The 22,076-nt window shown below is 56.0% G+C and carries 17 protein-coding genes and 2 pseudogenes; 11 read left to right on the top strand and 8 right to left on the bottom strand.

Going from position 1 to position 22,076, the window contains the following annotated elements:
- Positions 1-12: 12 nt before the first annotated feature.
- The 3 genes from dksA to thpR form a co-directional block, all read right to left on the bottom strand.
- Positions 13-468, bottom strand: coding sequence for an RNA polymerase-binding protein DksA (dksA, locus tag ACERJC_RS18410; RefSeq protein ID WP_003829221.1), 456 nt, complete (start codon positions 466-468; stop codon positions 13-15).
- A gap of 177 nt (positions 469-645) precedes the next feature.
- Positions 646-1,350, bottom strand: a complete 705-nt coding sequence (gene sfsA, locus ACERJC_RS18415) for a DNA/RNA nuclease SfsA (protein WP_178823176.1) — start codon at positions 1,348-1,350, stop codon at positions 646-648.
- Positions 1,351-1,365: 15 nt separating this feature from the next.
- Positions 1,366-1,896, bottom strand: coding sequence for an RNA 2',3'-cyclic phosphodiesterase (gene thpR, locus ACERJC_RS18420; protein ID WP_152405832.1), 531 nt, complete (start codon positions 1,894-1,896; stop codon positions 1,366-1,368).
- A gap of 73 nt (positions 1,897-1,969) precedes the next feature.
- Here thpR and hrpB point away from each other — a divergent pair, with 73 nt between their 5' ends.
- From hrpB to fhuB, 6 genes are all read left to right on the top strand, one after another.
- Positions 1,970-4,399, top strand: coding sequence for an ATP-dependent helicase HrpB (gene hrpB, locus ACERJC_RS18425; protein ID WP_373672221.1), 2,430 nt, complete (start codon positions 1,970-1,972; stop codon positions 4,397-4,399).
- 124 nt (positions 4,400-4,523) lie between these two features.
- Positions 4,524-7,052 carry a bifunctional glycosyl transferase/transpeptidase gene (mrcB, locus tag ACERJC_RS18430; RefSeq protein WP_286631229.1) on the top strand — a complete coding sequence of 843 codons (2,529 nt, stop codon included), beginning with the start codon at positions 4,524-4,526 and terminating at the stop codon, positions 7,050-7,052.
- Between the two features lie 283 nt (positions 7,053-7,335).
- Entirely contained in the window at positions 7,336-9,513 is a 2,178-nt protein-coding gene (gene fhuA, locus ACERJC_RS18435) for a ferrichrome porin FhuA (RefSeq protein WP_373672222.1), read from the top strand.
- Between the two features lie 47 nt (positions 9,514-9,560).
- The gene (fhuC, locus tag ACERJC_RS18440; RefSeq protein WP_373672223.1) at positions 9,561-10,358 is read left to right on the top strand and encodes a Fe3+-hydroxamate ABC transporter ATP-binding protein FhuC; all 798 of its coding nucleotides are present in this window, start codon (positions 9,561-9,563) and stop codon (positions 10,356-10,358) included.
- Positions 10,358-11,248: a Fe(3+)-hydroxamate ABC transporter substrate-binding protein FhuD gene (fhuD, locus tag ACERJC_RS18445; RefSeq protein ID WP_152405828.1), complete on the top strand. Its 891-nt coding sequence runs from the start codon at positions 10,358-10,360 to the stop codon at positions 11,246-11,248. The genes fhuC and fhuD overlap by 1 nt, the downstream gene beginning before the upstream one ends.
- Entirely contained in the window at positions 11,245-13,227 is a 1,983-nt protein-coding gene (gene fhuB / locus ACERJC_RS18450; protein ID WP_373672224.1) for a Fe(3+)-hydroxamate ABC transporter permease FhuB, read from the top strand. Before fhuD ends, fhuB begins: the two co-directional genes overlap by 4 nt.
- A gap of 111 nt (positions 13,228-13,338) precedes the next feature.
- On the opposite strand, the gene hemL is transcribed toward fhuB, so the two are convergent.
- A complete protein-coding gene (gene hemL / locus ACERJC_RS18455; protein ID WP_286631223.1) occupies positions 13,339-14,619 on the bottom strand; it encodes a glutamate-1-semialdehyde 2,1-aminomutase in 1,281 nt (426 codons plus the stop codon).
- A gap of 168 nt (positions 14,620-14,787) precedes the next feature.
- Between hemL and clcA the strand changes: the two genes are divergently transcribed.
- From clcA to erpA, 3 genes and pseudogenes are all read left to right on the top strand, one after another.
- Positions 14,788-16,209: a H(+)/Cl(-) exchange transporter ClcA gene (gene clcA / locus ACERJC_RS18460; protein ID WP_286631222.1), complete on the top strand. Its 1,422-nt coding sequence runs from the start codon at positions 14,788-14,790 to the stop codon at positions 16,207-16,209.
- A gap of 31 nt (positions 16,210-16,240) precedes the next feature.
- Positions 16,241-16,294, top strand: a pseudogene (gene yadW, locus ACERJC_RS18465) (small protein YadW); the annotation flags it as partial.
- Positions 16,291-16,635, top strand: a complete 345-nt coding sequence (erpA, locus tag ACERJC_RS18470; RefSeq protein ID WP_046475767.1) for an iron-sulfur cluster insertion protein ErpA — start codon at positions 16,291-16,293, stop codon at positions 16,633-16,635. The pseudogene yadW and the gene erpA, both read left to right, overlap by 4 nt.
- Here erpA and ACERJC_RS18475 read toward each other — a convergent pair.
- From ACERJC_RS18475 to mtnN, 4 genes and pseudogenes are all read right to left on the bottom strand, one after another.
- A pseudogene (locus ACERJC_RS18475) lies at positions 16,545-16,733 on the bottom strand (hypothetical protein); the annotation flags it as partial. The gene erpA and the pseudogene ACERJC_RS18475 sit on opposite strands and share 91 nt — an antisense overlap.
- Positions 16,734-16,737: 4 nt before the next feature.
- Positions 16,738-17,361, bottom strand: coding sequence for a TRIC cation channel family protein (locus ACERJC_RS18480; RefSeq protein WP_042323720.1), 624 nt, complete (start codon positions 17,359-17,361; stop codon positions 16,738-16,740).
- Positions 17,362-17,398: 37 nt separating this feature from the next.
- Positions 17,399-18,199, bottom strand: coding sequence for a vitamin B12 ABC transporter substrate-binding protein BtuF (gene btuF / locus ACERJC_RS18485; RefSeq protein ID WP_286631220.1), 801 nt, complete (start codon positions 18,197-18,199; stop codon positions 17,399-17,401).
- Positions 18,192-18,890 (bottom strand): 5'-methylthioadenosine/S-adenosylhomocysteine nucleosidase, encoded by a 699-nt coding sequence (mtnN, locus tag ACERJC_RS18490; RefSeq protein ID WP_286631219.1) that lies wholly within the window; start codon positions 18,888-18,890, stop codon positions 18,192-18,194. Before mtnN ends, btuF begins: the two co-directional genes overlap by 8 nt.
- Positions 18,891-18,972: 82 nt before the next feature.
- Here mtnN and dgt point away from each other — a divergent pair, with 82 nt between their 5' ends.
- A complete protein-coding gene (gene dgt, locus ACERJC_RS18495) occupies positions 18,973-20,490 on the top strand; it encodes a dGTPase (RefSeq protein WP_152405822.1) in 1,518 nt (505 codons plus the stop codon).
- Between the two features lie 129 nt (positions 20,491-20,619).
- Positions 20,620-22,050: a serine endoprotease DegP gene (gene degP / locus ACERJC_RS18500; RefSeq protein WP_046475779.1), complete on the top strand. Its 1,431-nt coding sequence runs from the start codon at positions 20,620-20,622 to the stop codon at positions 22,048-22,050.
- The last annotated feature ends 26 nt before the right edge of the window (positions 22,051-22,076 follow it).

The raw sequence follows: 22,076 nt of genomic DNA on the forward strand, positions 1-22,076 counted from the left end.
AAACGCCAGGCCTTAGCCAGCCATTTGTTTTTCGCGAATTTCAGCCAGCGTTTTGCAGTCGATGCACAGATCGGCTGTTGGACGCGCTTCCAGGCGACGAATACCAATTTCTACACCGCAGGATTCGCAGTAGCCGAAATCTTCGTCTTCAACCTTCTTCAGCGTTTTCTCGATCTTTTTGATCAGTTTGCGCTCACGGTCACGGTTACGCAGTTCGAGGCTGAACTCTTCTTCCTGTGCGGCACGGTCTACCGGGTCCGGGAAGTTGGCAGCTTCATCCTGCATATGAGTAACGGTGCGATCGACTTCATCCCTAAGTTGATTACGCCATGCTTCAAGAATACGCCTGAAGTGCGACAGCTGGGCTTCGTTCATATACTCTTCGCCCGGTTTCTCCTGGTACGGCTCCACCCCAGCGATGGCGAGAATACTCAGGGACGATGTTTTACGGTTTTGCCCTTCTTGCATGTTGCTTCTCCTTAACACGCACTATCGATCCCCATGTTCGGGGGAAAAATCAGGTCGCTATAAATAGCAGATGCTTTTCCGGATAGCAATTAACTAAACGTAACACTTGACAACCCTGTGAGGAAAAGCGTATTTGCGCACGCGACCAGAATACTAAATAACCAATTGTTTACAACACTATAAAGTGACAGTTAATGGCTCTATCAGAGTCATACTATCGGCAGAAAGTTCCGCTTTATAAACCAGAATTTCTACCCCCTTACGCTGTGCTTCGAACAATAGTTGCGCATATTTCGCGTCAATATGGCGCGCGGGTGAAAACCGTGTAATGGCGGAGTGCAGGACGGCAAAGAAAATCACTGCGCGTTTGCCCTCAGCCGCTACGCTCATCAGTTCCCGAAGATGTTTCTGACCTCGTTCAGTGATGGCATCGGGAAAATAACCAAAATCCTTTTCCGCTAACGTTACCGATTTCACTTCAATATAGCAGTCAGGCCGTGAATCTGCCTGTAACATAAAATCAATGCGGCTCCGTTCGGCGCCGTATTTTACTTCGCTTTTCAGCGTGGAATAACCTGAAAGTTCTGAAACTCGTCCCTGTTCAATGGCCTCTTTCGTCAGTCTGTTAGCCCATAGCGTATTAACACAAATTAACGCGCCCGTCTGGGTTTGGGTTAATTCCCAGGTGTGTGGATATTTGCGTTTGATATTCTCCGACGTCGAATACCAGACCGTATCACCGGGCGTTGCACACCCCGTCATCGCCCCGGTATTGGGGCAGTGTAGCGTGAGTTCAGTCCCGTCAGGTGTGATCACATCGGCTAAAAAGCGTTTATATCGCTGAACCAGCGTCGCGCGCTGGAGAGGGGGAGTAAATTGCATCGCGCATGTCCTTGATTATTCGGTGAGCGTCCAGCGCTGAAGTTTGGCGTAACGCGTGCGTCCTCGGGAAAAAGAGGACGCATACAGGGCAAATTCCGTCACCGGAAATGACCAGCAAAAGCCAGGCGGCGGGATCGCCACGGCGTGACTGGCGTCGCGCAGTAGCGTCACGTGTGGATGAAACGGCTGCGGACTTTGATAACACCCGCTGCGCGCCGCCTGGGCCCGCAGAATATTTGCCAGTTGCAACAGCCCGCGCGGGGACTGACGCGTCCCCAGCCAGACTACGCGAGAGCGTAACCACTGTCCGGCATCATCCAGACTGAGCGTAAACCCGGGCTGACGAATGCGACCGGCAAGGGCAATCAGCGCCTGTTGTTTGTCAGCGCTCACATCGCCTAAAAACGCCAGCGTTAAATGCAGGTTCTCGGCCGCGACGGGGCGCCCCGCCTCCGGGAGGAAATTAGCCGCCCGCCACGAGATAAGTTGCTCACGTACCGTGGCGGGCAGTTCGATGGCAAAAAACAGCCGTTTCGGCTCAGACATCTTAGGTACTCGGTTATGAATTAACGCGATGCTACAATGCGGCGCGAAGAATGTTAACCCTCTGGAGCCATTTGTGACGTCGTTACCTGTTGCTGCTGTACTGCCTGAATTGCTTACTGCCCTGGATTCTGCGCCACAGGTACTGCTGAGCGCGCCGACGGGAGCCGGTAAGTCAACCTGGTTGCCGCTACAGTTTCTGGCGCATAAGGGTATCGAAGGACGGATTATCCTGCTGGAGCCGCGTCGTCTGGCGGCGCGTAACGTGGCACAAAGGCTTGCCGAACTGCTCGATGAAAAGCCCGGAGAGACGGTCGGTTACCGGATGCGGGCGCAATCCTGCGTTGGGCCTGCAACGCGGCTTGAAGTGGTCACCGAAGGGGTACTGACGCGAATGATCCAGCGCGATCCGGAGCTCAGCGGCGTGGGACTGGTGATCCTCGACGAATTTCATGAACGCAGTTTGCAGGCGGATCTTGCGCTGGCGCTGCTGCTGGACGTACAGCAAGGGCTGCGCGACGACCTCAGGCTGTTGATCATGTCCGCCACGCTGGATAACGATCGCCTGCAACAGTGCCTGCCGGATGCGCCGGTGATTGTTTCTGAAGGGCGAGCCTTTCCCGTTGAGCGCCGTTATCAGCCGCTGGCGCCGCAGTTGCGTTTCGACGAAGCCGTGGCGGTTGCCTGCGCCGAACTGCTGCGCAAAGAGCCCGGCTCGCTGCTGCTTTTTTTACCTGGCGTCGGGGAGATTCTGCGCGTACAGGAGCAATTGAGTACGCGAGTCGGCAGCGATGTACTGCTGTGTCCGCTCTATGGCGCACTGTCGCTAAGCGATCAGCGCAAAGCGATTTTGCCTGCTCCGCAAGGCATGCGTAAAGTTGTGCTGGCGACCAACATTGCGGAGACCAGTCTGACCATTGAGGGGATTCGCCTGGTGGTTGATTGCGCGCAGGAGCGGGTGGCGCGGTTTGACGCGCGCACCGGGTTGACCCGGCTTATCACCCAGCGCATCAGTCATGCTTCCATGACCCAGCGCGCCGGGCGTGCCGGGCGTCTGGAGCCGGGTATCTGCTTGCATCTGATTGCCAAAGAGCAGGCGGAACGCGCAGCAGCGCAAGGGGAACCTGAAATTTTGCACAGCGATCTCTCTGGTTTGCTGATGGAACTGTTGCAGTGGGGATGTCGCGATCCCGCGCAACTCACCTGGCTGGATCTCCCGCCCGCAGTCAATTTACAGGCAGCGAAACGATTACTGTACCTGCTGGGGGCGCTGGACGGCGAGCAGCTCAGTGTGACGGGGCAAAAAATGGCGGCGTTGGGTAACGATCCGCGGCTGGCCGCGATGTTAGTCAGTGCTTCCACACCCGACGATGCGGCCACGGCGGCAAAGCTGGCGGCGGTTCTTGAGGAGCCACCGCGGATGGGCAATACCGATCTCGGCGTGGCGTTTTCCCGCCATCAGCCTGCCTGGGAGCTGCGTAGTCAGCAACTTCTCAAACGTCTGAATGTTCGCAACGGCGAAGCGGATGCGTCACGCATCGCCCCGTTGCTGGCCCAGGCCTTTGCCGATCGCATCGCGCGTCGACGCAGCCAGGACGGGCGTTATCAACTGGCTAATGGCATGGGGGCGGCGCTGGACGCCGATGACGCGCTGGGGCGGCACGAATGGCTGATTGCGCCTCTGTTATTGCAGGGGAGCGCGTCGCCGGATGCGCGGATCCTGCTGGCGCTGCCGCTCGATATCGACGCGCTTATCCAGCGTTGTCCTGAGTTGTTACAGCAGTCTGATACTATCGAGTGGGATGAGGCGCAAGGGACGCTGAAAGCCTGGCGCAGACTGCGAGTCGGGGAGTTGACGGTCAAAGTCCAGCCGTTGGCAAAACCGTCCGAAGAAGAACTGCATCTGGCGATGCTTAACGGCATCCGCGATAAAGGCCTGAGCGTGCTCAACTGGACACCTGCGGCAGAACAACTGCGGTTACGCCTGCACTGTGCGGCGAAATGGCTGCCAGAGTATGACTGGCCTGCGGTGGACGACAGGACATTACTGGCCACGCTGGAGAACTGGCTGCTGCCGCATATGAGCGGCGTTCATTCGCTGCGCGACCTGAAATCGCTGGATGTTCACCAGGCATTGAGCGGGTTACTGGATTATTCCCTACAGCTTCGTCTGGTGAGTTCGTTACCCACACATTACACTGTGCCGACGGGAAGCCGGATAGCCATTCGTTATCACGACGATAATCCGCCGGCGCTGGCGGTCAGAATGCAGGAGATGTTTGGCGAGGCCCGTACGCCGACCATCGCCGAGGGCCGCGTGCCGCTGGTTCTGGAGCTCTTGTCCCCCGCGCAGCGACCGTTGCAGATAACCCAGGATTTGGCTGCGTTCTGGCAGGGTTCGTATCGCGACGTGCAAAAAGAGATGAAAGGGCGCTATCCCAAACATGTCTGGCCGGACGATCCGGCGAACACGGCACCGACGCGGCGGACCAAAAAGTATTCGTAAGCCGGAGAGGGCATTTACGCCCTGTCCGACAAAAGAGCCGTAAAATTGAGAGATTTCTTCTTTTGTCTTCTGACGGAAGAACAGAGAATCAGGCCCTTGCGCCTGAATGTAGCGGAGAAAAAGCATGGCCGGGAATGACCGCGAGCCAATTGGACGCAAAGGGAAACCTACGCGTCCGGTGAAACAAAAGGTGAGCCGTCGCCAACTCAGAGATGATGAGTACGACGACGATTATGATGATGACTATGAGGATGAAGAACCGATGCCGCGTAAGGGTAAAGGCAAAGGGCGTAAGCCTCGTGGCAAGCGCGGCTGGATGTGGCTGCTGCTGAAAATAGCGATTGTATTTGCGGTACTGCTTGCCATCTATGGCGTCTATCTGGATCAAAAAATCCGTAGCCGTATCGATGGCAAAGTCTGGCAGTTGCCGGCGGCGGTGTATGGCCGGATGGTCAACCTTGAGCCGGAAATGTCGGTCAGCAAAAACGAAATGGTCAAATTGCTGGAAGCCACCCAGTATCGTCAGGTCAGCAAGATGACGCGTCCTGGCGAGTTTACCGTGCAGGCCAACAGCATTGAGATGATCCGCCGTCCGTTTGATTTTCCGGACAGCAAAGAGGGTCAGGTGCGCGCGCGTCTGACGTTCGATAGCGGCCGTCTGGACACGATCGTCAACATGGATAACAACCGCCAGTTCGGTTTCTTCCGTCTCGATCCGCGCTTGATCACCATGCTCTCGTCGCCAAACGGCGAACAGCGTCTGTTTGTTCCGCGCAGCGGTTTCCCGGATCTGCTGGTGGATACGCTGCTGGCGACCGAAGACCGTCATTTCTATGAGCATGACGGGGTGAGTTTGTACTCTATCGGCCGCGCGGTGCTCGCAAACCTGACCGCCGGACGCACGGTACAGGGGGCAAGTACCCTGACCCAACAGCTGGTGAAAAACCTGTTCCTCTCCAGCGAGCGTTCGTACTGGCGTAAGGCCAACGAAGCCTACATGGCGCTGCTGATGGATGCGCGCTACAGCAAAGATCGCATTCTTGAGCTGTATATGAACGAGGTGTATCTCGGTCAGAGCGGCGATAACGAAATTCGTGGCTTCCCGCTGGCGAGCCTGTACTACTTTGGCCGCCCGGTGGAAGAGCTGAGCCTGGACCAGCAGGCGCTGCTGGTGGGGATGGTGAAAGGGGCGTCAATCTACAACCCGTGGCGTAACCCGAAACTGGCGCTTGAACGTCGTAACCTGGTGCTGCGTCTGCTGCAGCAACAGCAGGTGATCGATCAGGAACTGTACGACATGCTGAGCGCGCGCCCGTTAGGCGTGCAGCCGCGCGGTGGGGTGATCTCACCACAGCCCGCGTTTATGCAGATGGTGCGTCAGGAGTTGCAGGCGAAGCTGGGCGATAAAGTGAAAGATCTCTCCGGCGTGAAGATCTTCACCACCTTTGACTCTGTTGCCCAGGATGCTGCCGAGAAAGCGGCGGTTGACGGGATTCCGGAACTGAAAAAACAGCGCAAGCTGAGCGATCTGGAAACCGCGATTGTGGTGGTGGACCGCTTCAGTGGCGAAGTCCGCGCCATGGTCGGTGGCGCTGAACCGCAGTTTGCTGGCTATAACCGCGCGATGCAGGCGCGTCGTTCGATTGGTTCTCTGGCCAAACCGGCGACCTATCTGACCGCGCTGAGCCAGCCGAAAATCTATCGTCTGAACACCTGGATTGCCGATGCGCCAATTGCGCTGCGCCAGCCAAACGGTCAGGTGTGGTCGCCGCAGAACGACGATCGTCGTTACAGCGAAAGTGGCAAAGTCATGTTAGTGGATGCGCTGACACGCTCCATGAACGTACCGACGGTCAATCTGGGGATGGCACTGGGTCTGCCAGCCGTCACCGATACCTGGCTGAAGCTGGGCGTGCCAAAAGAGCAGTTGCATCCGGTTCCGGCCATGCTGCTGGGGGCGCTGAACCTGACGCCAATCGAAGTGGCGCAGGCGTTCCAGACGATCGCCAGCGGCGGTAACCGTGCGCCGCTTTCCGCGCTGCGTTCGGTTATTGCCGAAGATGGCACCGTGCTGTACCAGAGCTTCCCGCAGGCGGAACGCGCCGTTCCGGCTCAGGCTGCCTACATGACGCTGTGGACGATGCAGCAGGTTGTGCAGCGCGGTACCGGTCGTCAGCTTGGCGCGAAGTATCCGAATCTGCATCTGGCGGGTAAAACCGGGACCACGAACAACAACGTCGATACCTGGTTTGCCGGTATTGACGGCAGCCAGGTGACCATCACCTGGGTGGGCCGCGATAACAACCAGCCAACGAAGCTGTACGGTGCGAGCGGGGCGATGTCGATTTATCAGCGTTATCTGGCAAACCAGACGCCGACGCCGCTGACGCTGACGCCGCCGGAGGATATTGCGGAGATGGGCGTCGACTATGACGGCAACTTTGTCTGCAGCGGCGGCATGCGCACACTGCCGGTCTGGACATCAGACCCAGATTCGCTCTGCCAGCAGGGTGAAATGCAGCAGCAGCCGACCGGGAACCCGTTCGATCAATCTTCTCAGCCGCAGCAACAGCAGCAACAGCCGCCGAAGGAAGAGAAGAAAGACGGCGACGGCGTGGCGGGGTGGATTAAAGACATGTTCGGCAGTAACTAACCATCGTGCCGGATGGCACTTCGTTTATCCGGCCTACAGGATCAATACTGCATTGGGCTTGTAGGCCGGATAAGGCGTTTTTGCCGCCATCCGGCAATTCCCCTACAAAAACATTTCACACCACTTTCTTAACCCTTTCTTTTCATCTGGATATTTCTTAACCCCTTAGTTTTGGTGGGGACGCGTATCGCTTGCTATCGCGCCCGCGTTTCGAATATTATTCTGCCGGCATAATAATAATTCTCGTTTACGTTATCATTCACTTTTCATCAGAGATATACCAATGGCGCGTCAAAAAACTGCTCAGCCAAAACACTCGCTGCGTAAAATCGCAGTTGTAGTAGCCACAGCGGTTAGCGGCATGTCTGTCTATGCACAGGCGGCGGTTGAACCGAAAAAAGAAGACACTATCACCGTAACCGCTGCACCTGCTCCGCAGGAAAGTGCGTGGGGCCCATCTCCGACTATTGCCGCGAAGCGCTCCGCCACTGCCACCAAAACAGATACGCCTATCGAAAAAACTCCACAGTCTGTTTCGGTAGTGACGCGTGAAGAAATGGATATGCATCAGCCTGGGTCGGTGAAAGAGGCTTTAGCCTATACGCCCGGCGCAGCAGTTTCTACACGTGGCGCTTCCAGTACGTATGATTTCGTTATCATTCGCGGCTTCTACACACCTGGTCCGACCCCGAACAATTACCTTGATGGCATTAAACTACAGGGTGATTACTACAGTTCTGCCGTTGTTGACCCTTACATGCTTGAACGTGTAGAGATGATGCGTGGGCCAACTTCTGTTCTTTATGGGAAAAGTAACCCAGGTGGCCTGATCTCTATGGTCAGCAAAAGCCCAACATCAGAGCCGTTAAAAGAAATTCAATTCAAAATGGGTACAGATAATCTGTTCCAGACCGGTTTTGATTTCAGTGATTCTCTGGATGATGACGGCGTCTATTCCTATCGTTTAACAGGGCTGGCACGTTCTAATGACGAACAACAGGATTTCGCGAAGCAGAAGCGCTATGCCATTGCGCCGGTGTTTAGCTGGAAACCTGATGACAGAACCAATCTGACGTTGCGGGCAAACATTCAGAATGAACCTTCAACGGGTTATTACGGATGGTTGCCGAAAGAAGGTACTGTAGTACCGTTGCCTGATGGTTCCCGTTTGCCAGTGAGCTTTACTGACTACGCTCCGAACAATACTTATTCACGTTATGAGCGTATGGTTGGTTACAGCTTTGAACACAGTTTTGATGATACTTTCACTGTGCGCCAAAATTTGCGCTATAGCCAAATAAAGACATCCCAGCAGAGCGTGTACGGTTTTGGGGCTGTGGGTAATCAATTGACCCGCTCAAGCATCGTAGCCAATGAACGCTACAATGATTTCGGTGTGGATACCCAGTTGGAAAGCAAGTTTGCGACGGGAGACGTCGGACATACTCTGCTGACTGGTATCGATTATTCACGTTTGCGTAATGATATCGATAACGCCTACGGAACTGCACCGTCGTTAGATATGAATAACCCCGTGTATACGGATGTTGATTTCCCGGACGCGAAACCGTTCCAGCTCAATACCCAGCACCAAACTGGTGTATATGTCCAGGATCAGTTGGAATGGAATAAATGGGTTGCAACATTGGGAGGTCGTTATGACTGGTCCCAGCAGGCAACAACCATTCGAGCCAGCAATCAGAAAGTTGAGCGTAATGATGAGCAATTCACCTGGCGCGGTGGGATAAACTATCTCTTTGACAACGGTATTACACCGTACTTTAGCTACAGCGAATCTTTCGAGCCGAACCCATCTAAAGCGTGGGCTGCAACGCCTGCTGACAATGTTGCTTATGCGCCGTCAAAAGGTAAGCAATATGAAGCTGGTGTGAAATACGTTCCAAAAGATCTGCCGGTTGTTGTTACTGCTGCTGTGTATGAGCTGACAAAAACAAATAACCTGACCACCGACCCGCTGAATCCGTTTGCACAGGTTCCGGCCGGTGAAATACGTTCTCGTGGCGTTGAGTTAGAAGCGAAAGCCGCAGTGAATGCGAACATTAACGTGACAGCGTCTTATACGTATACCGATGCTGAATATACGGAAGACACGACGCTTAAAGGTAAAACGCCTGTTCAAGTACCAAAAAATATGGCTTCTTTGTGGGGCGATTACACCTTCAATGAAGGCCCGCTGTCTGGTTTAACTCTGGGAACAGGTGGTCGTTATGTCGGTTCCAGCTATGGTGATCCAGCGAACTCTTTCAAAGTGGGTAGTTCAACAGTGATGGATGCTGTCGTTAAATACGATCTCGCACGCCTGGGCATGGCGGGTTCTAACGTCGCACTGCACGTCAACAACCTGTTTGACCGCGAATACGTCGCCAGCTGCTTTAACACTTATGGCTGCTTCTGGGGCGCGGAACGTCAGGTCGTTGCTACCGCAACTTTCCGCTTCTAATTTTTCTTTGGGCACGCATGGCGTGCCCGCTTTACAAGTTGGCCGCTATGCAGGAACAGACCCATCATCCCGATACCACGTTTGCACTGCGTGATGTCTCCTTTCGCGTGCCTGGTCGCACGCTTCTGCATCCTCTGTCGTTAACCTTTCCCGTCGGTAAAGTGACTGGCCTTATCGGCCACAACGGTTCAGGTAAATCCACGTTGTTAAAAATGCTGGGTCGCCATCAGCCGCCGTCAGAAGGGGATATCCTGCTGGACGACCAGCCGCTGAGCAGTTGGAACAGCAAAGCGTTTGCCCGGAAGGTGGCGTATTTACCGCAGCAGTTGCCGCAGGCGGAAGGGATGACCGTACGTGAACTGGTGGCGATTGGTCGCTATCCGTGGCACGGGGCGCTGGGTCGTTTTGGCGTCGCGGACAGAGAAAAAGTGGAAGAAGCGATCGCGCTGGTGGGGTTAAAGCCGCTGGCGCATCGTCTGGTTGACAGCCTTTCCGGCGGTGAACGTCAGCGCGCGTGGATTGCGATGCTGGTGGCGCAGGACAGCCGCTGTCTGCTGCTGGATGAACCTACCTCGGCGCTGGATATTGCCCATCAGGTTGATGTGCTGGCGCTGGTGCATCGCCTCAGCCAGGAGCGTGGCCTGACGGTGATCGCCGTGCTGCATGATATCAACATGGCTGCCCGCTACTGCGACTATTTAGTCGCGCTGCGCGGTGGCGAAATGATTGCCCAGGGAACGCCTGCCGACCTGATGCGAAGCGAAACCCTGGAGCGGATTTATGGCATCCCGATGGGGATCCTGCCGCATCCGGCAGGCGCTGCACCTGTGAGTTTTGTGTATTGATGAGCGGCTTACCCCACATAACGCGTCGTCGTTTATTAACGGCGATGGCACTTTCCCCGCTGCTCTGGCAGATGAAACCAGCGCGCGCGGCCTCGGTCGATCCACATCGCATTGTGGCGCTGGAGTGGCTGCCGGTCGAGCTGTTGCTGGCGCTTGGCGTGACGCCTTACGGCGTGGCGGACATTCCCAATTATCGCCTGTGGGTAAATGACCCCCCACTGCCGGCGTCGGTGATTGATGTTGGCTTACGCACCGAGCCGAATCTTGAACTGCTGACCGAAATGAAACCCTCGTATATGTTCTGGTCGACAGGGTATGGTCCTTCCCCCGAGACGCTGGCGCGGATAGCCCCCGGACGCGGCTTCAACTTCAGCGATGGCAAACAGCCTTTAGCGGTGGCCCGCCGGTCTTTGATCGAGATGGCGCAGATGCTGAATCTGGAACCGGCAGCCGAGCGGCATCTGGCGGAATATGATCAGTTTATTGCCAGCCGGAAACCGCGCTTTGCGCAGCGCGGCGAGCGTCCGCTGCTGTTGGTCACCCTGCTTGACCCCCGTCATATGCTGGTCTTTGGCCCGAACTGCCTGTTCCAGGACGTGCTGGATGAGTACGGTATTCGCAACGCCTGGCAGGGGGAAACCAACTTCTGGGGCAGTACGGCAGTAGGGATCGATCGTCTTGCGGCCTACAAAGATGCCGATGTGCTCTGCTTTGATCATGGTAACAACAAAGAGATGGCGGCACTGATGGCGACACCGCTCTGGCAGGCAATGCCGTTTGTGCGCGAAGGGCGTTTCCAGCGCGTACCGCCCGTGTGGTTCTATGGTGCCACATTGTCGACCATGAACTTTGTGCGCATTCTGGATACTGCGCTGGGGGGCAAAGCGTGAGCAAACGTATTGCACGCTTCCCGGCGTTATTGCTGGTGCTGCTGTTTGTTGCTGCGGTGGGCTTAACCTGGACGAATTTCTCTATTGCGCTGCCCCGCGCTCAGTGGCAACAGGCGCTATGGTCACCCAATATCGACATCATCGAGCAGATGATTTTCCACTACAGCCTTCTTCCCCGCCTGGTGATTTCCCTGCTGGTGGGTGCCGGGCTGGGACTGGTTGGCGTGCTCTTTCAGCAGGTGCTGCGTAACCCGCTGGCGGAGCCGACCACGCTGGGCGTGGCGACAGGTGCGCAACTGGGGATGACGGTCACAACGTTATGGGCGATCCCGGGCGTAATGGCCGCGCAGTTCGCTGCTCTGGCGGGAGCCTGTATTGTCGGGGCGCTGGTGTTTGGCGTCGCCTGGGGCAAACGTCTTTCTCCCGTGACGCTGATCCTCGCCGGTCTGGTGGTCAGTTTGTACTGTGGGGCAATCAATCAGCTGTTGGTTATCTTCCACCACGATCAGTTGCAAAGCATGTTCCTGTGGAGTACCGGAACGCTGACGCAAACCGACTGGGGCGGCGTGCAGCGTCTGTGGCCGCAACTGCTGGGCGGCGTGATGCTCACCCTGCTGCTGTTGCGTCCGCTGACCCTGATGGGGCTGGACGACGGCGTTGCGCGTAATTTAGGGCTGGCGCTGTCGCTGGCGCGTCTGGCGGCGCTGACGCTGGCGATTGTGCTCAGCGCGCAGCTGGTTAACGCGGTGGGGATTATCGGTTTTATCGGCCTGTTTGCACCGTTGCTGGCGAAAATGCTGGGCGCGCGTCGTCTGCTGGCGCGTCTGATGCTGGCTCCGCTGATCGGGGCGCTGATTCTCTGGCTTTCCGATCAGATCATTCTCTGGCTGACCCGGGTATGGATGGAAGTGTCCACCGGTTCCGTGACGGCGCTGATCGGCGCACCGCTGCTGCTGTGGCTATTGCCGCGCCTGCGAAGCATGAGCGCGCCGGACATGAACGTCAGCGATCGGGTGGCGACAGAACGTCAGCATGTGCTGGGCTATGCGCTGATCGGCGGCCTGCTGTTGTTGATTGGGGTGTATGCCGCGATGTCGTTGGGTCGTGACGCTCAGGGCTGGAGTTGGGCCAGCGGCGTGCAGCTGGAAGAGCTGATGCCCTGGCGCTGGCCGCGCATCCTGGCGGCGGCGATCGCCGGGGTGATGCTGGCGGTGGCGGGGTGCATTATTCAACGGCTGACCGGTAACCCGATGGCGAGTCCTGAGGTGCTGGGGATCAGTTCCGGCGCGGCATTCGGTGTTGTACTGATGCTGTTTCTGGTGCCGGGCAATGCGTTTGGCTGGCTGCTGCCCGCCGGGAGTCTCGGCGCTGCCGCCACGCTGTTAATCATTATGATCGCCGCCGGACGGGGAGGGTTCTCACCCCACCGTATGCTGCTGGCCGGGATGGCGCTCAGTACCGCGTTTACCATGCTGCTGATGATGCTGCAGGCGAGCGGCGATCCGCGCATGGCAGGAGTACTGACCTGGATCTCCGGTTCGACCTATAACGCGACGGGCGAGCAGGTGCTGCACTCCGGGATGGTGATGGTGATCCTGCTGGCCATCACGCCGCTCTGTCGTCGTTGGTTGACGATTTTGCCGCTGGGCGGCGATACCGCCCGCGCAGTCGGTATCGCGTTGACGCCGTCGCGGGTGGCTCTGCTGTTGCTGGCGGCCAGTCTGACAGCCACCGCCACAATGACGATTGGCCCGCTGAGCTTTGTCGGACTGATGGCGCCGCATATCGCGCGGATGTTGGGTTTTCGTCGAACGATGCCGCATATTGTGATGTCGGCGCTGGCGGGGGGATTATTGCTGATCTTCGCCGACTGGTGCGGGCGGATGGTGCTGTTTCCGTACCAGATCCCGGCAGGGATACTGTCGACGTTTATCGGCGCGCCGTACTTTATTTATCTGTTACGTAAGCAGAGTCGTTGATTCGGTTGTTTTTCGTGTAGGCCGGATAAGACGCTTCGCGTCGCCATCCGGCAATAAAAAAGCCGGGTGGCGGCTTCGCCTTACCCGGCCTACGGTTTAAAACGTACTCTGTTACAGCTTCGCAAACACCCGACGCGCGGCGTCGATGGTGTTATTGATGTCTTCCATGCTGTGCGCCACGGACATAAATCCCGCTTCAAACGCGGATGGCGCAAGGTAAATTCCCTCGTCCAGCATCATGTGGAAGAAGCGCTTAAAGCGCTCCACGTCGCAGGCCATCACGTCCTGATAGCAGGTGACGGTTTTCGCGTCGGTGAAGAAAATCCCGAACATGCCGCCAACGTGGTTAACGACCAGCGGGATTGCGGTTTCTTGTGCCGCTTCCAGCAGACCTTCCGCCAGGCGCGTCGTCAGGTCATCCAGCGTTTCATGAATGCCCGGCTGCGCCACTTCAGTCAGACAGGCAAAACCTGCCGCCATCGCAATCGGGTTGCCGGAGAGGGTGCCCGCCTGATAGACCGGGCCAGTGGGCGCCAGCGCGTCCATCACGTCACGACGACCGCCAAACGCGCCCACAGGCATACCGCCGCCGATGATTTTGCCCAGACAGGTCAGATCCGGTACCACGTTGTAGTAGTCCTGCGCGCCTGCCAGGGCGACGCGGAAGCCGGTCATCACTTCGTCGATAATCAGCAGCGCGCCGAACTCATCGCACAGCGCGCGCAGACCCGGCAGGAATTCCGGCAGCGGCGGGATGCAGTTCATGTTGCCCGCCACCGGCTCTACGATGATACAGGCGATCTCCTGCGGGAACTGCTCGAACGCGGCACGCACGGAATTGAGATCGTTATAGGTACAGGTCAGGGTGTGCTTCGCGAAATCTGCCGGTACGCCCGGAGAGTTCGGTTGGCCCAGCGTCAGCGCGCCGGAGCCGGCTTTCACCAGCAGACAGTCCGCGTGGCCGTGGTAGCAGCCTTCAAATTTGATGATCTTATCGCGGCCGGTGAAGCCGCGCGCCAGACGAATAGCGCTCATGGTCGCTTCGGTACCGGAGTTGACCATTCGCACCATATCCATCGTCGGCACCAGTTCGGTCACCCGTTCCGCCATTTTGACTTCCATCTCGGTTGGCGCGCCGAAGCTTAAGCCCCGCTCTGCCGCCTCGATTACCGCGTTGCGGATTGCCGGATGGTTGTGTCCCAGCACCATGGGGCCCCAGGAGCCGACGTAATCAATATAGGCTTTACCATCGACATCGTACAAATAGGCCCCGTCAGCTTTTTCGATAAACAGCGGAGTACCACCCACGCCAGTAAAGGCGCGAACAGGGGAGTTAACGCCGCCGGGAATTAGCTCGCGTGCTGCGCTGTAGAGGTTTTCAGACTTACTCATGGATGGGTTCCTGATTCGTAGAAAAAGTGAATGGTCGCTATTCTAGTTATTCAGAGAAGGTTATGAAAGTTTTGCGCATTTGAAACAGTACGATTTGCAGGGGATTTTCGGGGAAGAGGCGAGTACAATGCCGCCTCTGCATTTGTATTACCAATTAATGATCATCTGATGAAGACAGAAACTCCCTCTTTTGAAGCACAGCAAATTGTGCGCTTACGGCGCAGGGACCAAATCCGTCGACTGTTGGAGCGTGATAAAACGCCGCTGGCGATCTTAATGATGGCGGCAGTGGTGGGGACGCTCACCGGCCTGGTGGGCGTGGCGTTCGAAAAAGCGGTGAGCGGGGTGCAAAACCTGCGTATCGGTGCGCTGGTGAATGCGGCCGATCATCCGCTTCTGCTCTGGCCGCTGGCGTTTATTCTCTCCGCATTACTGGCGATGGTTGGCTATTTTCTGGTGCGTAAATTTGCGCCGGAAGCCGGTGGTTCGGGGATCCCGGAGATTGAAGGGGCGCTGGAAGAGCTGCGCCCCGTTCGCTGGTGGCGCGTGTTGCCGGTCAAGTTTATCGGCGGGATGGGTACGCTGGGGGCGGGGATGGTGCTGGGTCGCGAAGGGCCAACGGTACAAATCGGCGGGAATATAGGTCGTATGGTGCTGGATATCTTTCGTATGCGCAGCGCCGAAGCACGCCATACCCTGTTGGCGACCGGGGCGGCTGCGGGGCTTTCCGCCGCCTTCAATGCGCCGCTGGCGGGCATTCTGTTTATCATTGAGGAGATGCGCCCGCAGTTTCGCTACAACCTTATCTCGATCAAAGCCGTCTTCACCGGTGTGATCATGTCGAGCATTGTTTTTCGCATCTTCAATGGTGAATCGCCGATTATCGAGGTGGGGAAACTGTCCAACGCGCCGGTCAATACGCTGTGGCTGTACCTGATCCTCGGGATGATTTTCGGCTGCGTGGGGCCAGTTTTCAATAAGCTGGTGCTGGGTACCCAGGATATGTTCCAGCGTTTTCATCACGGTAATATGACCAAATGGGTGCTCATGGGCGGGGCGATTGGCGGTCTGTGCGGCATTCTGGGACTGATTGAACCCGCGGCGGCGGGTGGCGGTTTTAACCTTATCCCGATTGCGGCGGCGGGCAATTTTAGCGTCGGGCTGCTGCTGTTTATCTTTATCGCGCGGGTGATCACCACCTTGCTCTGTTTCTCTTCTGGCGCGCCGGGCGGCATTTTTGCGCCGATGCTGGCGTTGGGTACGCTGTTGGGGACGGCATTTGGCATGGCAGCCGCCGCCGGTTTTCCGCATTATCACCTTGAGGCCGGGACGTTCGCCATCGCCGGAATGGGCGCACTGCTGGCGGCTTCGGTGCGCGCGCCGTTGACCGGGATTGTGCTGGTGCTGGAGATGACCGATAACTATCAGCTCATTTTGCCAATGATTATTACCTGTCTTGGCGCAACACTATTGGCACAATTCCTGGGCGGAAAACCGCTATACTCCACTATTCTTGCCCGCACGCTGGCGAAGCAGGAAGCAGAGCAGGCGGCAAAAAGTCAGACGACCACCGCGGGCGAGAATACTTGAATGAAATACCAGGGTATTAGATAATGGCGTTAATATTGGGTCAGAATTTGCCCAATTGCCGATGTCGTTTGGAGCAAAAATATGAGTGATGACGTAGCGCTGCCACTGCAATTTACTGAAGCAGCAGCCAATAAAGTAAAAAGCCTGATCGCTGACGAAGAAAACCCGAACCTGAAACTGCGAGTGTATATCACCGGAGGGGGATGCAGCGGTTTCCAGTATGGTTTTACCTTTGATGATCAGATCAACGAAGGCGATATGACCATCGAGAAACAGGGTGTTGGCCTGGTGGTTGACCCAATGAGCCTGCAGTATCTGGTCGGCGGTTCCGTTGACTACACCGAAGGTCTGGAAGGTTCCCGCTTCGTAGTCACCAACCCGAATGCGAAAAGCACCTGCGGGTGTGGTTCTTCCTTCAGCATCTGAGTGCTGTCTGTCATGCCTGATGACGGCATAAATGCCTTATCCGGCCTACGGTGTCGTTCTGTTGTAGGCCCGATAAGCGCAGCGCCATCGGGCAACATCAAGTCAACGACCATTCTCATCTAACGCAAACGTCGGCAGCTTCAGATGCCAGCGGATCGCCGCGAGGCGAATCACCAGCGTGACAACCATCCCCAACATACTGGCGGCTTCTAACGGCATCGCGAAGGTGTAATGCGCGGTGGCATGGACGATCCCGCCGATGATACAGGCCGTCGCGTAGATTTCCGTACGCAGGATCATCGGGATTTCCCGCGCCAGCACATCGCGAATGATACCGCCGCCCACGCCGGTAATGACGCCCATACAAATAGCCACCAGGGGGCCGGTTCCCGCAATAAATGCTTTGTTGACGCCGATACCCACAAAGACCGCCAGGCCGACGGCGTCCAGCACCGGCAGCATCCATTTGGGTAAGCGTCTGGGCTGACGCACCAACAGGATTGTCAGCATGCTCGTGACCATCGCTACCACCAGATCGGTAGGATCTTTGACCCAGAAAACGGGCCCGTTATCTAATGCCATATCGCGGATCGTCCCGCCACCCACGGCGGTAACCACGCCCAAAACCAGCACGCCAAACGGGTCCATACGCAGTTTTCCGGCCAGTAACACGCCAGAGATGGCAAATACCGCGGTACCTACAATATCCAGCCAATAGACGAGCATTCTCAAAACCTCACAACAAACCTGGTGGGGGCAGACGCTAATTCATCTGTGAAAGCGCATTACAGAGTTGTTTTGCGGCGAGGATAATACGCGGGCTTGCGCGTTCAAACCAGTCACTGGTGAGGGGAATGACCGGAATTTGTAGCTGATCACCCCAGTATTGTTTAATTTTGAGAATTTCCCCCGCATCTCCGGCGACAACGATCGCCTGCGGCGCGCGCGCCAGCACCTGTTCGCGACTGACCTGCGGCCAGGGAACCCGGCTACCGGCAAAGATGTTTTCTCCGCCGCAGAGCTCAATAACCTCGTTTTGAATTGACCCTTTTCCGCTGGTAAAGGGAGGATTGATGCCAAACTGCAAAAACACGCGTTTTTTCGCTTTGCCTGCATACTGAGATTTTAGCTGCGAATAGTCGTCCAGCAAGGTTTGCGCGGCGCGCGTTGCTATTTCGGGATGCGGGCTAAAGGCGGCCAGTTTCCGCAACGTATCGGCAATCTGCTCAATAGTGACGGCATCGATCCACATGACCTTGATGCCCAGCGAGGTGAGTTGATTCACCTGCCGTTCGGCATTGCCGCCGCGCCAGGCGAGGACCAGATCCGGCTTTAGCGCCACAATCCGTTCCAGATTCATGCCTTGCCAGGTCGAGACCTGTTCAATGCGTTGCGCCTGCGGCGGATAGTCAGAATAGCTGCTGACGCCAACGGGCGTGATCCCGGCGGCAAAGGCGAGCTCCGTATTGGCTGGAGAGAGTGAGATCACGCGAGGTGCGGCATGCAGCCACACCGGAAGGGCTAACAGCAGGGCGACAAGCGCCCTGGAGAGGGATTTAGCCATGCGCCAGTTTCTGTACCAGCGATTCGACCAACAGCGTGGATTGTTTCGCGGCAACGGCCAGGAATTCATCAAAGCTGAGATGGGACTGCTGATCGGCGACGTCAGAGATCGCGCGGACCACGACAAACGGCACCTTGAAGTTATGGCAAACGTGGGCAATCGCAGTGGCTTCCATTTCAACGGCAATTGCCTGCGGGAAGTTATGCTGGATTTTGGCCAAACCCACGGAACCGTTGATAAAGGCATCGCCGCTGACGATCAGACCACGCACCGCGTTCAGGTTCAGTTGCGCAATGCAGGACTCCGCTGCGGCGATCAGTTTTTCATCGGCTTTAAAGCCGGCCGGGCAGCCCGGCAGTTGACCGAACTCATAACCAAATGCGGTGACGTCAGCGTCGTGATAGCGCGCTTCGTCAGAGACCACAATATCGCCCACTTTCAGGGTCGGTGCGAGGCCGCCTGCGGAACCGGTGTTAATAATGACGTCCGGCTTGCAGCGTTCCAGCAGCAGCGTTGCGCCCAGCGCCGCCGCCACTTTACCAATACCGGATTTCAGCAGCGCAACGTCGGTTCCGTTTAACTGACCGGTGTAAATTTCGCAACCGCCCAGGGTGAGAGTTTGACGGTTTTCGATTTTGTCACGCAGCAGCGTAACCTCTTCTTCCATTGCACCAATGATGCCGATTTTCATAGATTTACTCGCGCCAGGTGAGATTTAAAGGCATAGTCTATCATGCGCTTAAGGCGAAGTGCATTCTCACGCGGGAGAGGACATGTCACAGATTGATTTCCGAAAAAAAATAAACTGGCACCGTCGTTTTCGTTCACCGCAAGGGGTAAAAACCGAGCATGAGATTCTACGCATTTTTGAAAGCGACCGTGGGCGCATCATTAACTCTCCGGCGATCCGTCGCTTGCAGCAAAAAACCCAGGTGTTCCCCCTCGAGCGTAATGCCGCCGTGCGTACGCGTCTTACCCATTCGATGGAAGTTCAGCAGGTGGGGCGCTATATCGCCAAAGAGGTCTTAAGCCGCCTCAAAGAACAGAAATTGCTGGAACAATACGGCCTGGATGAGTTGACGGGACCGTTTGAGAGCATCGTCGAAATGTCCTGCCTGATGCATGACATTGGCAACCCGCCGTTTGGCCATTTTGGTGAGGCGGCGATCAATGACTGGTTTCGCCAGCGCTTACATCCGGCGGATGCGGAAAGCCAGCCCTTAACGGAAGATCGTTGCATTGTGGCGACGTTGCGTCTGCGTGAAGGCGAGGAGTTGCTGAATGATATCCGTCGTAAAGTACGCCAGGATCTGTGTCATTTCGAAGGGAATGCGCAGGGAATTCGGCTGGTACACACGTTGATGCGGATGAACCTGACATGGGCCCAGGTTGGCGGGATCTTAAAATATACTCGCCCGGCATGGTGGCGGGGAGACACACCCGCGACGCACAACTATTTAATGAAAAAACCGGGCTATTACCTTTCTGAAGAACCGTATATTGAGAGGTTACGTAAAGAACTGGATCTCGCCCTTTACAGTCGCTTTCCGTTAACCTGGATAATGGAAGCCGCCGACGATATCTCTTATTGTGTAGCCGATCTGGAAGATGCAGTAGAGAAAAGAATCTTCAGCGTTGAGCAACTCTATCATCATTTACATGAAGCCTGGGGACAGCATGAGAAAGGTTCGCTCTTTGCGCAGGTTGTCGAAAATGCCTGGGACAAATCACGCGCAAATTATCTGAGTCGCAGTACTGAAGATCAGTTTTTCATGTATTTGCGGGTAAATACGCTTAATAAACTGGTGCCCTACGCCGCGCAGCGTTTCATTGATAACCTGGCGGAGATCTTCGACGGAAGGTTTAATCAGGCGTTGCTGGAAGACGGCAGCAGTTTTAGTCGGTTGCTGAAGATCTATAAAAATGTTGCGATGAAACATGTGTTTAGCCATCCTGATGTGGAGCAACTCGAATTACAGGGTTACCGGGTGATCAGTGGCTTACTCGATATCTACCGTCCTTTATTAAGCCTGCCGCTTGCGGATTTCAGTGAATTAGTGGAAAAAGAGCGCCTGCAGCGTTTTCCTATCGAATCGCGCTTATTTCAGAAACTGTCAACGCGTCACCGACTGGCCTACGTGGAGGCCGTGGGTAAATTAACGTCAGATTCACCTGAGTATCCTGTGCTGGAATATTATTACCGTTGCCGGCTGATCCAGGATTATATCAGCGGCATGACCGACCTCTATGCCTGGGATGAATATCGTCGCCTGATGGCGGTTGAACAATAAGCTGAGTTTTGTAAAGACGGACAATAAATTTTTACCTTTTCCATAAACTTCTGTCCGGAACTTAGCGCTATAAAATGAATCTGACGTACACAGCAATTTTGCGTTATCTGTTAATCGAGATTGAGACACATGAAAAAAACCACATTAGCAATGAGTGCACTGGCTCTGAGTTTAGGTTTGGCGTTATCCCCGCTTTCTGCAACGGCAGCTGAAACTGCATCAGCCACGACCGCACAGCAGATGCCAAGTCTGGCACCGATGCTCGAAAAAGTGATGCCATCGGTGGTCAGCATTAACGTGGAAGGTAGTACAACCGTCAATACGCCGCGTATGCCGCGTAATTTCCAGCAGTTCTTTGGTGATGATTCCCCGTTCTGCCAGGACGGTTCACCGTTCCAGAGCTCGCCATTCTGTCAGGGTGGCGGTATGCAGGGCGGTAACGGTGGCGGCCAGCAGCAGAAGTTCATGGCGCTGGGTTCTGGTGTCATCATTGATGCTGCGAAAGGCTATGTCGTCACCAACAACCACGTGGTGGATAACGCCACGGTGATTAAGGTTCAACTGAGCGATGGCCGTAAATTCGACGCTAAGATCGTCGGCAAAGACCCGCGTTCTGATATCGCGCTGATCCAGATTCAGGATCCGAAAAACCTGACGGCGATTAAACTGGCTGACTCCGACGCACTGCGCGTGGGGGATTACACCGTCGCCATCGGTAATCCGTTTGGTCTGGGCGAGACGGTGACTTCCGGTATTGTCTCAGCGCTGGGTCGTAGCGGCCTGAATGCGCAAAACTATGAAAACTTCATCCAGACCGATGCGGCGATCAACCGGGGTAACTCCGGCGGTGCGTTGGTTAACCTGAACGGCGAGCTGATCGGCATTAACACGGCGATCCTCGCGCCGGATGGCGGCAACATCGGTATCGGTTTTGCGATCCCAAGTAATATGGTGAAAAACCTGACCTCTCAGATGGTGGAATTCGGCCAGGTGAAACGCGGTGAGCTGGGGATCATGGGTACCGAACTGAGCTCTGAGCTGGCGAAAGCGATGAAAGTCGACGCTCAGCGCGGCGCGTTTGTCAGCCAGGTCATGCCGAACTCGTCTGCCTCGAAGGCCGGAATTAAAGCCGGGGATGTGATCACCTCTCTTAATGGTAAACCGATCAGCAGCTTCGCCGCACTGCGTGCGCAGGTTGGCACCATGCCGGTGGGCAGCAAAATTACGCTCGGCCTGCTGCGTGACGGTAAGCCGGTTACCGTTAATCTGGAACTGCAGCAGAGCAGCCAGACTCAGGTTGATTCCAGCTCCATCTTCAGCGGCATTGAAGGGGCTGAAATGAGCAACAAAGGTCAGGATAAAGGCGTCGTGGTGAACAACGTGAAAGCGAACACCCCGGCGGCGCAGATTGGCCTGAAGAAAGGGGATGTGATTGTTGGCGCTAACCAGCAGCCGGTGAAAAACATCGCTGAACTGCGTAAAATCCTCGACAGCAAACCGTCTGTCCTTGCGCTGAACATTCAGCGTGGCGACAGCAATATCTACCTGTTGATGCAGTAATTCCCCCAGAACCCCTTCCTTTCACA

This window comes from Citrobacter telavivensis, from assembly GCF_041807075.1.
Classification (GTDB): domain Bacteria; phylum Pseudomonadota; class Gammaproteobacteria; order Enterobacterales; family Enterobacteriaceae; genus Citrobacter_A; species Citrobacter_A telavivensis.